Source organism: Bradyrhizobium iriomotense (assembly GCF_018130765.1).
GTDB classification, from domain to species: Bacteria; Pseudomonadota; Alphaproteobacteria; order Rhizobiales; family Xanthobacteraceae; genus Bradyrhizobium; species Bradyrhizobium iriomotense_A.
The window spans coordinates 95266-110987 of sequence record NZ_JAFCJZ010000003.1; the positions used below are offsets into that span (position 1 = coordinate 95266).

At 62.9% G+C, this 15722-nt stretch carries 16 protein-coding genes; 6 read left to right on the plus strand and 10 right to left on the minus strand.

The window, feature by feature from the left end:
• The 5 genes from JQ635_RS06650 (at position 1) to JQ635_RS06670 (ending at position 2671) form a co-directional block, all read left to right on the plus strand.
• Positions 1-297, plus strand: a complete 297-nt coding sequence (locus JQ635_RS06650; protein ID WP_211409074.1) for a hypothetical protein — start codon at positions 1-3, stop codon at positions 295-297.
• A gap of 105 nt (positions 298-402) precedes the next feature.
• On the plus strand, positions 403-882 hold the full coding sequence (locus tag JQ635_RS06655; protein WP_211409075.1) for a hypothetical protein: 480 nt from the start codon (positions 403-405) through the stop codon (positions 880-882).
• Between the two features lie 96 nt (positions 883-978).
• Positions 979-1362 carry a DUF4087 domain-containing protein gene (locus JQ635_RS06660; protein ID WP_211409076.1) on the plus strand — a complete coding sequence of 128 codons (384 nt, stop codon included), beginning with the start codon at positions 979-981 and terminating at the stop codon, positions 1360-1362.
• 60 nt (positions 1363-1422) lie between these two features.
• Positions 1423-2199 carry a hypothetical protein gene (locus JQ635_RS06665; protein ID WP_211409077.1) on the plus strand — a complete coding sequence of 259 codons (777 nt, stop codon included), beginning with the start codon at positions 1423-1425 and terminating at the stop codon, positions 2197-2199.
• Positions 2200-2323: 124 nt separating this feature from the next.
• Positions 2324-2671: a hypothetical protein gene (locus tag JQ635_RS06670; protein WP_211409078.1), complete on the plus strand. Its 348-nt coding sequence runs from the start codon at positions 2324-2326 to the stop codon at positions 2669-2671.
• Positions 2672-2722: 51 nt separating this feature from the next.
• Here the strand turns inward: JQ635_RS06670 and JQ635_RS06675 are convergent, their stop codons facing one another.
• The 7 genes from JQ635_RS06675 to JQ635_RS06705 all read right to left on the minus strand — a co-directional run bounded on the left by JQ635_RS06675 (position 2723) and on the right by JQ635_RS06705 (position 10366).
• Positions 2723-3289: a hypothetical protein gene (locus JQ635_RS06675; RefSeq protein ID WP_211409079.1), complete on the minus strand. Its 567-nt coding sequence runs from the start codon at positions 3287-3289 to the stop codon at positions 2723-2725.
• Between the two features lie 46 nt (positions 3290-3335).
• Positions 3336-3953, minus strand: a complete 618-nt coding sequence (locus JQ635_RS06680; RefSeq protein ID WP_211409080.1) for a hypothetical protein — start codon at positions 3951-3953, stop codon at positions 3336-3338.
• A gap of 300 nt (positions 3954-4253) precedes the next feature.
• Positions 4254-5657 carry a four-carbon acid sugar kinase family protein gene (locus JQ635_RS06685; protein WP_211409081.1) on the minus strand — a complete coding sequence of 468 codons (1404 nt, stop codon included), beginning with the start codon at positions 5655-5657 and terminating at the stop codon, positions 4254-4256.
• Positions 5654-6859, minus strand: a complete 1206-nt coding sequence (locus JQ635_RS06690; RefSeq protein WP_349631840.1) for a ribulose-bisphosphate carboxylase large subunit family protein — start codon at positions 6857-6859, stop codon at positions 5654-5656. The genes JQ635_RS06685 and JQ635_RS06690 overlap by 4 nt, the downstream gene beginning before the upstream one ends.
• Positions 6860-6874: 15 nt before the next feature.
• Positions 6875-7414, minus strand: coding sequence for a VOC family protein (locus tag JQ635_RS06695; protein ID WP_211409082.1), 540 nt, complete (start codon positions 7412-7414; stop codon positions 6875-6877).
• A 19-nt stretch (positions 7415-7433) separates the two neighbouring features.
• A complete protein-coding gene (locus tag JQ635_RS06700; protein WP_433996552.1) occupies positions 7434-9323 on the minus strand; it encodes a TRAP transporter large permease subunit in 1890 nt (629 codons plus the stop codon).
• A gap of 26 nt (positions 9324-9349) precedes the next feature.
• Positions 9350-10366 carry a TRAP transporter substrate-binding protein gene (locus JQ635_RS06705; RefSeq protein WP_211409084.1) on the minus strand — a complete coding sequence of 339 codons (1017 nt, stop codon included), beginning with the start codon at positions 10364-10366 and terminating at the stop codon, positions 9350-9352.
• Between the two features lie 136 nt (positions 10367-10502).
• On the opposite strand from JQ635_RS06705, the gene JQ635_RS06710 reads away from it, so the two are divergent.
• Complete coding sequence (locus tag JQ635_RS06710) at positions 10503-11558, plus strand: LacI family DNA-binding transcriptional regulator (protein ID WP_211409085.1); 1056 nt, start codon at positions 10503-10505, stop codon at positions 11556-11558.
• Positions 11559-11627: 69 nt separating this feature from the next.
• Here JQ635_RS06710 and JQ635_RS06715 read toward each other — a convergent pair whose 3' ends face one another.
• From JQ635_RS06715 to JQ635_RS06725, 3 genes are all read right to left on the minus strand, one after another.
• Positions 11628-13457: a carbamoyltransferase family protein gene (locus tag JQ635_RS06715; protein ID WP_211409086.1), complete on the minus strand. Its 1830-nt coding sequence runs from the start codon at positions 13455-13457 to the stop codon at positions 11628-11630.
• A 74-nt stretch (positions 13458-13531) separates the two neighbouring features.
• Positions 13532-13957, minus strand: a complete 426-nt coding sequence (locus JQ635_RS06720; RefSeq protein WP_211409087.1) for a hypothetical protein — start codon at positions 13955-13957, stop codon at positions 13532-13534.
• Positions 13958-14303: 346 nt separating this feature from the next.
• Positions 14304-15455, minus strand: coding sequence for a glycosyltransferase (locus tag JQ635_RS06725; protein WP_211409088.1), 1152 nt, complete (start codon positions 15453-15455; stop codon positions 14304-14306).
• Positions 15456-15722 lie beyond the last annotated feature (267 nt).

Genomic DNA, 15722 nt, shown 5'->3' on the forward strand with positions numbered 1-15722 from the left:
ATGCCCATGGCACGCCGGGCGCAGATGACGATCATGAGGGTACGGCGATCATCGCGGTCGTCACCTGCCGAAGAGTACGACGACATCGCCTGCGCCTCCTTCGTCGCAGGACTGCCTGAAGGGGTGCGGACCTGGATCGAAGCCGCAACGGAAGCAACTGACTTTCAGGCTCGCAGCAAATATCATCTGGCGGCGGGCGCGTGGCTGCTGAAGCAGCCCAATATGCAGCTATTGCCCGGCCGTGATGCGGATGCGGCACTCGAGATGATCCTGAAGCAGCACGCCCGGACTTCTTGAATTGCAGGGGACTCCACCATTTGGCGTCCGGGGCCTCGCCGCGACGAAGTACCGGTGCATCTGCGTTATTGACGGTGCGACGCCTGATACGGCTTCTTTCCAGCGATGATCTGGAAACCCGTCCTCACGCTGTTCAGCGCCTTCACCCTGTCCCTGACCTATGCACCCCTCGTGCACGCTCAAAGCGGCTCTCGTCTCACGCTTCAATCCTTGGAGGCGTGGAAGGTCGAGAACGCCGTTCCCGATGGGAAGGTCTCTCTCTCGGGACGCAGTCATGAGGGCTATTACCGGGCTTATGCCTGTCCCCGGTTTGATCTGGCGGAAGCTGTCGTTGCCGCCATCCCGGATCGGGGCAAGATCCGAACGACCGTCAAAAGGCGGGACGCCGTGATGGCTGCGGCTCTCCACAACAACAACTGCGTACCCGCGAAGGGCCTGTATCGGGTGACTGCAGTTGGCCATGAGATCGAAATCGATCGCGGCTCCGAAGCTCAGGAATATTGGACCGCCTTGACGGCAGTTGACGCATCCGGCCGGACCATTGGCCTCGTTTTCGATTCCAGCCCCTTTGCCATCACCGACTGAGCAGTCGCGTCGGTGTACCGGTTCCTCGAAGGCTTTGATCGGGTTGGTGCTATTTGCCCTAGTGTTGAGCATTCATGTAGGAAACGGAACATCAGGATGTTCGGCCCATTTCGCCACCGTCATGCAAACCTCGCGATTTTGGGTGGCGTCCTGCTGGTGATCGCGTCGGCGCCTGTGCAGGCAAAGGAAATGCGTTGCGGCTGGCTGCACAATCCGACCCCCGCCAATTGGTATCTCGAAGACAGGGATGGCCGGTGGGTACTGGGCGAGCAGGGCCGCTACCAGGCGCCGGGGCTGCTGGGCATGCCCGATTTCACGCAAGGCGAATGGGTGAAGACGAACACCGGCTCGTATGGCTACGGCTGCGCCTGCGCGACGGTGAACACCAACCGGACAGGCATGACGGTCACGCGGCTGTTCTCCGCAAAGCAAAAGCCGCTTGCGGACTGCCGGGCGGACAAGAGCCTGGCCGCGCCATGATCTGCTGGCGGCCGCTTGATTCCTCTCAACGCGCATCTCTGCCGGAGTGACAGAACGACAATGAAATATTCCAACCTTCTCCGGCGGTTGCTCGTCGTTTCGATCTTTTCCGCTGCTGCGCTCGTCATGGTGCCGGCGGAATCTCATGCGCAAGCCTATCCCTGCGGCAGCCCCGGCCCCGGCGAACAGGTCGTTGGCATGACACAGGGCGGCAACGGAGTCGCCTCGGTGCCCCTGTGCCAACGGGTCGACAGCGGCGATAGCGGTGGAAGCGGTGGCTCCAAGCAGGCGCGGCCCGATCCGGTCCAGAACGGGATCGGCGCATTGATGCAAATCCAGCGGACCGAGCTGGGCATTCTGGGGCGGATCGATCAGTTGAAGAAGGATCCCCGCTATGCGCCGATCATCGCCGGGAAATGGGATTTCTATCAGGATCGCAGTTCCGACCGCCCGGGCGAATATTGCTCGGCGCTCTTCACCAATGCGGCGGGCATGGTTCGCGTCTCCGGTCCGGGAAGCCATTATCCGGGCGCGATGATAACCTTCTGGGGGCCGGACATCCCGAAACCGGGCGCGCAGCAGATCATCAAGGTCGCGCTCACCCAGTCGGACGACAACCAGCCGCAGACCGTCCGCGCCTACAATTATACGCAGCCTGGTCTCGACTATGGAGCGATCGCGCTGGCCATTCCGGCCGCCGGCGCGCTGATCGACAACATGCTCGACCGGCTTTCCTTCACCCTCGAGGTCGATGGAAAGCGTGTCCTGTTCATCGGCTGGCACAGTGGCCTGAAGGCGCGAGACAGGCTGCGCCAGTGCATGAACAAGCGAAGCTAAGCGATGCTCCGGAGGATGGTATTGGCGATCGCGTTGGGGGCGGCGCCTGCGGTCGGCAGGGGGGGCGTTTCAGGCCGGTGAGCCGGATGTTGCCTTCGCGATCGCCCATGGAAGAGCCTTGCGCATGTTCGAAGCAGAGATATTCGGATTGGACGTCAACGTGCAGCATCTGGTGCTGGCGGTCGTTGGCCTCGCCCTCGTTACGACCTATGTGCTCGACCGAGCAACTCGTCTGAAGCCCATAGCGACGGCAGTGATTTCAATCCTGATCACGCAGGCGCTCGCCGGGTTGCTGTTGGTGCTGCTGCTTTCAAAATCCGCGCAGCCGGTTCGTGACGCGCAAAGCTGGATTGCGCACTATCTCGCATATTTCAACGTCGTCGTGTTCTGGTTCCTGTGCCCGGTATTCGCGGCTCCCGTCGCAATTCTCGTAACGATGCTGTCGAAGAGAGGGAAGTCCGCAGAGGAATAGCCCGGCGTTCTCCTGGCCGGGCAGCGGTCCCGCGGGCTGCTGCGCAGGGCTTTATGGTCCTTGCTTGCAGCGATAGAGCCGCGTCACTGGCCCCGGATCGGGCTCGAGGCGCTGCCATTCGATGACCTGACCGTCCTTTGACAAAGTGAATTCCTCCTGCGAATCCCATTCCTCTCCGCCGCCCGAGTTATGCGCGTTCACGGAAATCTGCCCGGGATTGTCGCGCGCCTGAAGAATACTGATGACGACCAGACTGCCTTCCGCCTGGTTCAGACCCCTGGCGTCGATCGTCAGGGGCGCGGGGGAGGTGCCGGCGCGGCAATCGGCAGCGGTGTAGGCCCAGCGCCCTTGAAACCCCTGCGGAAACTCGTGGAACGGCCGCCTCTGGCGCGGTGAGCTGCTGGCCACCTTGTCCGCGGGTGCGCCATCGGAGGTCGCGATGTCGGAAAGCTGCTGCCCCGTGCTGCTCACCCTGTCCACATCGGCAATCGTCGCGCCATATTCGACGACATGCTCCAGATTGTCGTCGTGAGCCGCCGTTTGAGCTTCCGCGCGGTTGGCAACCGGAATGACCGATGCCAGGTTCAAGGCCAGGAGAATGCGTGGCAGTGGCGTCATCGACAGGTCGCTTTCGTTGAATGTAGCGATTGAGTCAGCTTCTGCCTTATCTTGATGGCTCCGCGCCCGGAATCGCATGGCTCACCAGGGCATTGATGTCTGCGGTCCGCTTTGTCTTGAGCGATTTCAGAAACTCACCGGCACCGGCGCCATAATGTCGCCGGCTGATGGCGAACAGAATGACCGCGTTCTTCCCATCGGGCATCGCCACGGACACGTAGCGATACGCATCCCATTCCACGATGAGCGCGCCGGTGCTCTCATCGCTCATCAGGAAATCCAGAACGACCTGGCTGTTGTTCGGATTCTGGAGAAGTTGATAATTGGCGAGGGGATCGCTGCCTTTGCGCTTGTCGAGCTTGGTAGTCTGGGCCCTGGCCGCATCAGCAACGCTGATGCCCGAAGTCAGAAGCTCCACGCTCACCATGTCCGCGTAAGATGCCGGTTTTTGGCCCAAAGGCAGATATTCATGCTTGATGTAGTCGGCCGAAGGCTGCGCGCTCCATGCAAGATGATACTGCGTTCCGGCGAACTCGATCGGGCCGGGAATGCCTAGCCGATCGATTGGGGCAGGCGATTGAGCGAACGTCGGCACGGGAGCGGCTGCCAGATATGTGCCGGCAAGCGCAGCGCATATGAATTTGCGGACCCGGCTCGTAGACATTCGACAATCCTCTGGCTCTTGGAATTTGTGTCTCCAGCGTCGCGGAATGCCCGGCGCCGATGCCTTGGCGGTCTTGTCAGCGGCGGAGACAGTATGCCGAGAACGCGGGCGGAGATCGTGCCTGCACTGTTCTGCGCTTTTGAAGAACACGGCAATGGAAGGCGGTGTACCGGTGCATCGCACCCGGCAGCGGCTTCAACGGGATCATCCCGGCATTCCCGACGCCTGTGTCAGCGCCTGATGGTCCAGACCAAACGTAGGTGCGCCGCGGCGGCGGGCGGCGCATCTGTTCCGGCTAAGTCAAATGACTTGCGACGGCGCCATAGAAGCGCCCGACATTCCGAACCCTTGTCTCGCGCGGCAGAACAGGTCGACTTCGCCCACCTGTCCGCCCTTCAGCGCGATCTCGATTCTCGCATGCGCGCGATCCGATGATGCGCGGCAGAGCGGTGCCCCCTCCGCGAGCGGGGCGATCGCAGTTAACGCATAGATGCCCATGGCCTGTAGCACGTGGCCGGATGTGTCCCCGCCGGCGACCACGGCGCGTTGGAGTCGCGCGGTTTCAAGAATGGAGTCCAGCGCCTGGCCCAGCCCGGCGCCGATGCGGTCGTTCACCGCGGCTGCCGTTGCGCCGCTCGCCTTGATCGCCGCGTTGAGTGCGCCGATCGCCGGATCGTCGGGGCCGCTTGCGGTGATCAGGAGCGCATCGCGCCCGGAGGAGAGCGCTGCCAGCCCACGCTCGATACCTCGGCCGATTTCCTTGGCCCATTCCGCCGCGTCGACGGCGCGCGCAGCATCGAGCCGCTCGATCTCAAAGCCGTTATCTGCGGCATGTGCGATCTGTGCCGCGGTGACCGGTGAGCAGGAGCCGGAGACGCAGGCGATGCGTTCGACGCCGGCAAGGCTCAGTTCGGGCTTTCTCTCGGCGATCAGGCCCGCTGAGCGCCAATAGGCGACCAGCGCCTGCTCGACGCCTTGAGAGCCGGCGACAAAGAGCCGTTTCCCGCGATGTTCCCAGATGAGGCGGCCGGCTTCGATCAGCGATGCCTGGTCGAGCACGTCGAGCGAGATGATCTCGGTGCCAGCGGCTCGCGCGCGCGCCAGCGCTTGATCTGCGCCGCCATTGGCCATCGTGACGAAGTCAATCAGCCCGATCGATCGCGCGGTCTGGCGCGCGAGGTGCCGGCCGAGATCGGACTCGTCCATCGGCGTCACCGGATGGCGCGACATCGTCGGGTGACGGTCGAGGCGATGGCCGACGCCGTTCACCGTCGCGAACAGATGTCCGAACATCTGATAGCGGCCCATTGCCGGCGAGCCGACGAGGAGCGGATGCCAGGTGCCGCCAAGCTGCGGCACCGCGAGATCGATCGCGCGCCCGATCGAGCCGATCTGCGGTGCGGAATCGAAGGTCGAGCACACCTTGTAATGCGCGATCGGCGCCCCGATGCCGGCGAGCACGTCGAAGGCCGGTGGAAGGTTTCGCTCCATCCAGGCCGGATCCTTCGCCCGCGCGGTGCCGGCAATGCCGATGCCGCGGTACTGCCCGATAGAAGCGAGACGGTCAGGCGTCGGCGGCTCGAGGAACAGAATTGTCGGAAGGCCCGCGAAGGTGAGGGCCTCCATCGCCGCGGACGATCCGGTGTAGTCGTCGCCATAGAATGCAACGAGTGGACCATCGGGCAGGGCTGGTGCGCCGCTCATGGCTTGCCTTCGATCGCCGCGTCCCACGCCGCGCGCAGATCGGCGACGCCTGCGGCCGGACCGTTGGGATGAGCGAGAATGCCGCCGCCGGCGGCGAAGATCAGATCGGTCGAGCCCAGCGCGCGCCAGGTGGGCGCGGCCTGCGCCGGTGACTGGCCTGACGAAAACACAGGCATCGCGATGCACGGCTTGTGCGCGAACATCGGCGTCAGCGCGGCCTTTGCGGAAGTGACCACGCTGTCATCGGTCTCGCTGAACTTGTTGCCGATGCCGTTGACATGCATGTGGTCGGCGCCGGCAAGCCGCCAGATCTTGTGCCACGCCGTATAGTCCCAGCCAAGCGCGGGATGGCGGTTCAACGCGCCCCAGCCGTTGCGATGCGCATGAACGGGAAGCTGCGTGTGGCGGCCGAGCTCGATCATGCCGGCGAGTCCAACCGAGTTGATGCTCGCCATCACGCAGGTGCCGCCCTCGCTGAGCACCAGATCGTGGCGGCGGCGCATCTGGTCGATCTCGCCGGTCAGGTTGAAGGCGATCATGACCTTCTTGCCGGTGCGGTTCGCGTGGTCGTTGACGACGCGCATCACGGCGCGCACCCGCTCGTCGAATGGGCAATAGGCGCCGTCTGATTGCAGCTCGTCATCCTTGATGAAGTCGATGCCGGCCTCGCACAGCGTGGCGACGAGATTGGCCGTCTCGACCGGGCTGAGCCCGATGCTCGGCTTGATGATGGTGCCGATCGGCGGACGGCCGCTGACGCCGGAGAGCTCACGCGTCCCGGCGATGCCGAATTTCGGCCCGGGATAGGCGGCGGCGAAGGCGGGCGGAAGCCGCAGGTCTAGCAGCCGCAGGCCCGTGAGCTGGCGCAATTCCCAGAGATTGCCGGCGATTGCGGTGACGAGATTGGGCAGCGAAGCGCCGATATTGTCGAGCGGCCATGACAGGGTAACACGCGCCCGTTGCCAGGGACCGTCGGGGTTGATCGGGCGGGCGACCGGGAGCGACGGCACCGTCACTGTGTCGAGCAGCTCGAGGTTCTCGACGCGGGCGGCCGAACGCGCCTTCAGCTCCGGCGTCTCGCCGGGGACCGCGACGAACGTTCCGCTCGACTGCTCGCCCGCCATCGTTTCCGCGGCAAGACGTGGATCGCTAGGTGTTTCGATCAGGTAGTCGGCTTCGATGCGAACAGGATTTGCCGTCACGGGATCACAGACAATCTAGAGCTTTGTGAGATCGGGAAATGGCCGCACGGGGTCGCGTCCGTCCCAGTCCTTGGCCGCTTCGCGGATGAGGTCGAACATCTTGCCCTTGGGGCCCGCGACTTCAGACAATTCGATCACCGTTCCCGGATGGTATTCCGTGTCGAAATAGACGAAGCGTCCGCGCGCGCCGACTTCGCCGCTCATGACCGGCTTGAAGCCTTCGGCTTCGAGCCGCGCCAGATCCGCGTCGTAATCTTCGGTCCAGTAGGCGACGTGCTGCAAGCCCTTGTTCCCGGCCTTCAGGAAATCGGCATACATCGACGGCACGTCGTTGCGGATCTGGATCAGCTCCATCTGCAACGGTCCGGAATTCGCCAGCGCCACCGAATTGTGCGGCTCATAGGCCTTGCCGCGATAGTGGTAGTTCACGATCGGCACGCGTGGATTATAGAACCACGGCCCGATGCCGAGCTCGCGACTCCAATAGTCCATCGCCTTTTCGATGTCGTCGACGACGTAGCCGGCTTGCCGGATCTCGCCAAAAAAACGGCTCATTGCATGATTCCCATTGTCTTCAGAATTTGAGGAAGCCGATCGACAGCCACGGTATTGCGGCGACGACGGCGAGGCCGATGAAGAGCGCGGCGACATAGCCCCAGATGTGCTTGAGGCCTTCGTCCGGCGATATCTTGCTGATGGCGCAGGCGCCGTAATAGCCGACGCCGAAGGGCGGCGCGAACAGGCCGATGCCCATCGCGAGGATCACGACCATCGCATAGTGCACTTCATGCACGCCGGCCTGCTTGGCGATCGGAAACAGCAAGGGGCCGAACAGCACGATGGCCGGAATGCCTTCGAGCACGCTGCCGAGCACCACGAACGCAACGATCGAGATTGCGAGGAAGCCGTAGGCCCCGCCGGGGATCGCCGCCATCGCCTTCGCCAGCTGCTGCGAGAAGCCGGATTGCGTCAGCCCCCAGGCCATGGCCGTGGCGCAGCCGATGATGAAGATGATCGCGCCCGTCAGCGAGGCCGTCTCGACCAGCATGGATTTCAACCGTCGCCAGGGAAACTGGCGGTAGACCAGAAGGCCCATCAGCACGGCGTAGGCAATGCCGATGGTCGAGACCTCCGTGGCGGTGGCAACGCCTTCGACCACGGCGGTGCGGATCACGAAAGGCAGCAGGATGGCGGGCAGGGCGACCATCGTGAGTTTGGCGATCTCGCGCTTGGAGGCGCGCCGCACATGGCTGAGATCCTCGTGCCGGTAGCGCCGCCACACCACCACGCAGAGCGCGGTGCCGACGACCAGCGCCGGCAGCAGCCCACCGGTGAAGAGCGCGGCGATCGATACGCCGGTCACCGAGCCGATGGTGATCAGCACGATGCTCGGCGGAATGGTCTCGGTCTGCGCACCCGTGGCCGACAGCAGCGCGACGAGGTCGCCGGGCTTGGCGCCGCGCCGCTGCATTTCCGGCAGCAGCACCGGCGCGATCGCGGCCATGTCGGCGATCTTCGAGCCTGAGATCCCGGAGACCAGATACATGGCGCCGATCAGCACGTAGGACAGTCCGCCCCTGACATGGCCGAGCAGGCTTGCCAGGAACTGAATCATGGCCCGCGCCATGCCGGTCATCTCGATCAGCGCGCCGAGAAAGATGAACAGCGGTACCGCGAGCAGGATCAGGTGCGACATGCCTTCATCAAGCCGGCCGACCATCACCATCATCGGCACGCTCGTGGTCAGTGCCAGATAGCCGAAGGTCGCGAGCGCAAAGGAGAAGGCGATCGGCACGCCGGCGAACACGTTGGCTGCGACCACGCCGACGAAGAAGATGATGAGGTTATAGCGTCCGAGCGGGGCGAGCAGTGGTCCGGCAAGCCAGAATGCGGCGATCAGGATCGCAGTGGTGATGAAAGCCGCAACGATCAGCGCGGGGCGATGGTGCGTCGCGAGCCGGATCGCGGCGACGACGGCCATCAGCGTCATCCCGACGGGGATTGCGGCTGCGCGCCAGGCATTGCTGATCTCCAGCGCCGGGGTGACGATGATTTGTTCCTCGCTCGCATAGTCGAAGGCTGGATGCAGCATCAGCGCCAGCAAGGCCAGCGGCGCCACCGCCGCGACCGTCTCGAGGAAGGCGCGCGCGCCCGGGCCGACATGGCTGACGAGTCCCGTCATGCGCATGTGCTCGCCCCGGCGCAGCGCGATCACCGCGCCCAGCATCGAGAGCCAGAGAAACAGGATCGAGGCCAGTTCGTCCGACCAGACCAACGGGCGGTGGAAGACGTAGCGCATGACGACGCCGGCGAGCATGATGCAGATCTCGGCCAGCACCAGGCCGGCAGCAATGGTCTCGACCATCGCGCTGAGCCAGCGATCGACCGTGCCGACGGCACCCGCGGACGTGCTTTCGCCGGCATCGGAAGCAGGGTGAGCGGCTGCCTCCAGATAGTCCGTCATCTGATGCTCTGCGATCGTCATCGCGCTCAGGCCAGCTTGCCGACGGCGCCTTCGAGCAGGGCCCAGGTCTCGTCGCCGAAGCGACCCTTCCATTCGCCGTAGAAGCCGGAATCGCGCAGCTTGGCGCGGAACGAGTCGGGCGAAGGCTTGGTGAAGTTCATTCCCTTGCTCTGGAGATCGGCCTGCACGGTCGCATTGAACGCCTTGATGTCCTCGCGCTGCTTCAACCCGGCATCGTTGATGGCGTTGCTGACGATGGTCTTGAGGTCGGCGGGAAGGGCGTTGAAGGCGCGGGCATTGGCGATGAACCAGAAGCCGTCCCAGATGTGATTGCTGATGGCGCAGTATTTCTGCACCTCGTAGAGCTTCGCCACCTGGATGATCGGCAGCGGGTTTTCCTGTGCGTCGACGATGCGGGTCTGGAGCGACGAATAGACCTCGCTGAATTGCAGGCTGGTCGGCGCGGAGGAGAGCGCCTTGAACATCGAGATGCTGAGCGGAGACACGGGCACGCGGATCTTGAGCCCGTCCATGTCCTTGGCGCTCTCGATCGGCTTGGCGCCGCTGGTGATCTGGCGAAAGCCGTTGTCCCACATCTTCTCGAAAGTATGGAGGCCGACCTTGGCCATGGCGGCTCGGACATGTCCGCCAAGCGCGCCGTCCATCGCCTTCCAGACCTGGTCGTAATCGGCAAAGGCAAAGCCGACCGCGTTGATGGCGGCGACCGGCACCAGGGTCGCGACCACGAGCGCGGAGGGCGTGAAGAAGTTCAGCGCGCCGCTGCGCACCTGGGCGAGCATGTCGGTGTCGCCGCCGAGCTGGTTGTTCGGGAAGATGACGATCTCGACCCGGCCGTTGCTTTCCTTGGCGACGCGGTCGGCGGCTTCCTGGGCGCGGATGTTGAGAGGGTGCGTGAGCGGCAGGTTGTTGCCGTATTTCAGCGAAAATTCAGCCGCCCGGGCCGGGCGCGCGAGGCCGCCGATCAGGCCCGCCGCGGGAAGGGCGGACAGGGCTTGCAGGGCGCGCCGACGGGTCAGGGACATGGGCTTTTCCTCCAACAGAGATTTGATGTTATTTGATGTTTCTGAGACAATGTTGATGCGAAAATTGCGAGTTCGAGCTACCGTGTCAAATGATAAAGATGATGGTTTTTGATGTATCTGGTGTTTGAGCCCTGAGATGGACAAGCCGGTAGCACCCTCGCTGAGCCGCATCGTCGACGTGGCGCGCCGGGCCGGCGTCTCCACGGCGACGGTCGACCGCGTGCTCAATCGCAGGCCCGGTGTGCGGGCGATTACGCAGCAGCGCGTGCTCGCCGCCGCGTCCGAGCTCGACTACATGCCGGCCGAGGATCTCCTGGCGGCGATGCGGCCGAAGCCGATGCGGCTCCTGTTCCTTCTGCCGGCGGGCACGAACCGCTTCCTGTCGACGCTTGGGCAGCTGATCGCGCATTCCGACGGCCGGCTCGCCCCTTTCAATGTCCATTGCCAGGTCGACACCATCAAGAGCTTCAATCCAGAGCTCCTGGCACGCCGGCTCTGGCAGTCCCGCGACAAGGCCGACGGCATCGCCTTCATGGCGCTCGAGCATCCCGTCGTGAGGGAGGCCGTCGACAGGCTCGCGGAGCGGGGAGTGCCGACGGTGACGCTGATCTCGGATATCCTGAACGCGCGCCGCGCGGCCTATATCGGGCTGGACAATCGCTCCATCGGGCGCACCGCCGGCTATCTGATCGCGCGCTTTCTGGGCAAGCGTCCGGCCAAGGTCGCAATGATCGCGGGCAGCCTCAGCTACCGCGCGCATGAAGAGCGCGAAATGGGCTTTCTGCACGTATTCGAAGAGTTGTTCCCAACCATCGAGGTCGTGGGCCTACGCGAAGGCCACGATGATGCCGACCGCAATTATCGTCAGACCCGCATGCTGCTCGGCCAACATCCGGATCTCGCCGGCATCTACAACATCGGCGGTGCCGCCGACGGTGTCGCCCGTGCGCTGAAGGAAATGAACCGGGCGCGCGACGTGGTCTTCATTGGTCACGGCCTGACTTCGGATACCCGCAGCTTCCTGCTCGATGGAACGATGGACGCCGTCATCACCCAAAATCAGCTCAACACGATGATGAGCTGTGTCGGCATCTTCGATAATCTGCGCGCCGGCCGCAGCGCCATGCACGGCATCGAGGCGCCGCGCAGCGAGATCATTTTTCGCGAAAACATTCCTGCGCTGGGGAGCTAAGATCCAACGGGGCTGTGCATGCACCCCCGCATTTTCGGGCTCGCCAATTCGAGCCACGATGCCGGCAGTTCAGTCGAGTGTGAAGGCAGAACTGTAGTCACGCTTGAGTGCGGGATCCTGCTGCTCTTTTCTTAGGATGCAGTTGCCGACCACCAGCATGTCGAGCTCGTTGCCCATGAAACAGCGGAAGGCATCCTCCGGCGTGCAGACGATCGGTTCGCCGCGAACGTTGAAGCTGGTGTTGACCAGCACCGGGCAACCCGTGAGCGCCTTGAAACGAGACAGTAGGCGATGGAAGCGCAAATTGGTGTCGGCGCTCACCGTCTGGATTCGGGCGGAATAGTCGACATGCGTCACGGCGGGGATCGACGAGCGCACCACGTTGAGCTTGTCGATGCCGAACAATGCTTGCTCGTCCGCGCTCATCATGTGACGGCGGTCGCCCCTGACGCCGGCAACGAGGAGCATGTACGGACTGTCGCCCTCGAGTTCGAACCAATCCGCAACGTCCTCGCGCATAACCGCCGGTGCGAACGGCCGGAAGCTCTCGCGAAACTTCACCTTGAGATTGAGGTTCTTCTGCATGGAGGGCGAGCGTGGATCGCCAAGGATCGAACGTGCGCCGAGCGAGCGCGGGCCGAATTCCATCCTGCCCTGAAACCAGCCGACCGCGAGCTGGTCGGCCAGGGCCGCCGCTGTCGTCTCGATCATTGCATCTTCGCTGAGGACATCGAAGCGGCCGCCGGCGGCGCGCAGTCGCTGCTCGATCGCCTCTTGCGAGAATTCAGGTCCCAGAAAAGCGCCGGACATGCCGTCGCCGGCCACGGCATGGCGCGGTTGCTGCCTGAACTGATGGTAGGCAGCGAGTGCGGCCCCAACCGCACCGCCGGCGTCGCCGGCTGCAGGCTGAATCCAGATCGAATCGAATTTGCCGTCCTGCAACGCCTTGCCATTGGCGACGCAATTGAGCGCAACGCCGCCCGCAAGACACAGATTGCGCGCACCGGTCTGAACCGCAAGGCTGCGCGTCAAACGAAGTACCGCCTCCTCGAGGACTGCCTGGATGGAGGCTGCGATATCCATGTGGAAAGGCGTGAGCAGTTCGTCCGGGCCGCGCACCGGCTGGCCAAACAGCTTGGCGAAGCGGTCATTGGTCATCGTCAGCCCGGTGCAATAGTCGAAATACGACATGTCGAGGCGAAACGAGCCGTCCAACTTCAGATCGATCAGTGAATCGAGGATGAGCTGCGCGTATTTCGGCTCGCCATAGGGGGCAAGGCCCATCAGCTTGTATTCGCCGGAATTGACCTTGAAGCCGGTGTAGTAAGTGAAGGCCGAGTACAGCAGACCGAGCGAGTGGGGAAAATGAATTTCCTGGAATATCTCGAGGCGGTTGCCATCTCCCATCGCCGCCGAGGTCGTCGCCCATTCGCCGACGCCGTCCATCGTGAGCACGGCCGCCTTCTCGAACGGGGAGGGGAAAAACGCACTTGCCGCGTGACTCAGATGGTGCTCGGTGAACAGGAGCCGGTCGAGGGCGAAATCAGCGTCAAGCTTGGCAAGTTGTTTCTGCAGCAGGCTCTTCTGAAACAGTTTCTCCTTCAGCCAGAGCGGTACGGCCATCTGGAAGGAGCGGAAACCGCGCGGCGCGAGGGCGACATAGGTCTCGAGCAGCCGCTCGAACTTGAGGAACGGCTTGTCGTAGAAGGCGACCTGATCGATGTCGGAAAGCCTCGCGCCGACGGCCTCCAGACAGTACGCGATGGCATAGTGCGGAAACGCTGCGTCGTGCTTCTTTCGGGTGAAGCGTTCCTCTTGCGCCGCGGCAATCACGCGGCCGTCTTCGATCAGAGCCGCAGCGCTGTCGTGATAGAAGGCCGAGATGCCGAGAACGCGCATATATCAAGGCTGCGTGCTGATGAGTGGCGCGGCCACGCCGGGAAAGCGCCAGATTTCGGGAAGCAAGCCGATCATCAGAACTGATCTCGCATGGTTTCGGGCGCGGGGCCGGGCGTGCGGTGAATCCAATAGCTCTCGGCGCTTTCGTCGCGCTTCAGCCGCAACGCATCCTTGCCGCGCCAGCGCATGACGAGGCCGGTTGGCAGGATCGTGCCGTAGAAGATCAGACCCATCAGAATAGGGTTGGCAATCTTGTGCAGAAGCAGACCAAGCTTCGTCCAGGCGCGGTTCAGCGGGTGCAGTGCGGCGGGACGGATTGCGGCAGTGACCGCGAATACCGCGGCAAGAAGAAGCGTCCATGGCCACAAGCGGCCGGAATGCCAGGCGTTGAAAAGGGTGACGAGCGCGAGGGCTGCAGCCATCACCCATCCAAAAGCCCGGTCGGAGCCAACAACCACTTGCTCCTCTCGGGCGAAAAGCTCGTGAGTGTTCTGCTCCACCCTCACTCCAAGCAAGCCAAAAAACGGTGGTGCGTTGCGGCAGTCATCTCGTTTGGCTCAGCTTCGCTTCAAACGTTTTTCGATTGTGCACGAAGTGCATGCCACTGCAACGCGAGCCGAGTCAATTCGACTGAGAACGAATCCCTTCCGGTGAGGCCGATCCCGGGCGCCGTGTCCAACCGCGGTCACATCGAGCGCCGGCACCCGTCATTTATTTATTCCTTTAAGGAATTGATTATATTGCATTTTTCTACTGTGCATGGGGTTGTTTTTGCAGAAAAAGCTTGGCCGGGGCCCGTCGCTGGCCTGTGGTGAGCGGATCCCCTGTGATTGGCGACCGCCTCGGTCAATCCGACGACGGTGACACGGGGACACCGAGGAGTTCCGTGAAGCGGTCGGCAACCGCGGTCTGATCGAACTGCCGCGACCGGAAGTGTCGGTAGGCCGCCTGCTTGTGCTGCTTCAGCAGGTCCGGATTTTCCAGATAGCCGACAATGGCAGCGGATAGCTCCCGCCTCATGTCGGCGTCCGACGTCGCCGACAGGATTTGCCCGGTAACGCCATCTTCCACCGCCTCGCGGCATCCGGGGTGGCTGGAGGCGATCGACGCGAGGCCAGTTGCCGCAGCCTCGATCAGGATGCGGGGGATTCCCTCGCCATATTGTGTCGGCAGGCAAACGATGTCGCATTGCCGGAGCAGGTTCGGCATGTCCCTGACATGGCCGAGGAAACGGATTTCCGTCATTCGTTCGAGATCTCGGTGCGGTATCGCGTCGGGATCGTTATCTTCCGGAACGCCGGCGACAACGAACTCCACGTCGCCCCGATGTGCCAGATCGCGGGCCACCTTCAGAAAAGTGCTCAAGCCTTTCGACTTTAGGAGCCGCGAAGCAAACAGGACCTTTGTCGCGCGACGAGGTCGTGGGGCCTCCAGCGGGTAGAATAGATTGGGGTCCACGCCAGCGCCGTCGATGAGTGATGAATTCCCGTCATTGGCGATGCCCCTGTCCGCCCAAAATTCGCAATCGTGTCTTGTCTCGAAAGTGAAGTGCACGTAGTCCCGCCGCGACAGTATTCGAAATGCCAGAAGCGTAAGCGTCCTTGCGACCGGGTAGCGCCGCTGGCCCGGGACCTTTGGCGACATCATCCGGCCCAAACCCGGAAGCGTGATCAGAACTTGTTTCGGGTCCGCATGGAAAAAGCGCGAGACGATCGACACAAGTCCGGAAAAGATGGCAGGCTTGAGCGTGACGAGATGCACGGCGTGCGGCTTGAACGCGTGGATCGTCCGCGCCGTTCGAATCATCAGCGCCGCATCGCCAAAGGGATCGAATCTGAAGCGCTCGATCGGCACATAGATGTATTTCCAGCCCTGAATGCTGTCTGCAGGAATTGGATAGCCGCCGGCGATAACCGTCACATCGACACCGATGGACGCAAGATGGCTGACGACCGACAGCCGATGGCGAAGAAAGTAGGCGCTATCGTTGCAGATCACGAGAACCCGATATCCGGACCCGCAGTATTGGGGGCTCTCGAATGTTGCGGGCAGGTTTCCCTGACGCTCAGAATTCCGCCCGCTCATTTGTCCACTCTGGATCATGTTGCCTTTCGAGGCCTTCCTCCTGAAAGGTGGACGGTTCCTCGACAAACCGCTACCCAAATATCGGCATTTACTGAAAAAATGACGCGTCCAACCTCGTCAAAGGCCCGGAAACGTGTTCTTGATAGCATCCAGCGCACGGTTGTCATGAGGGAGAAGTTC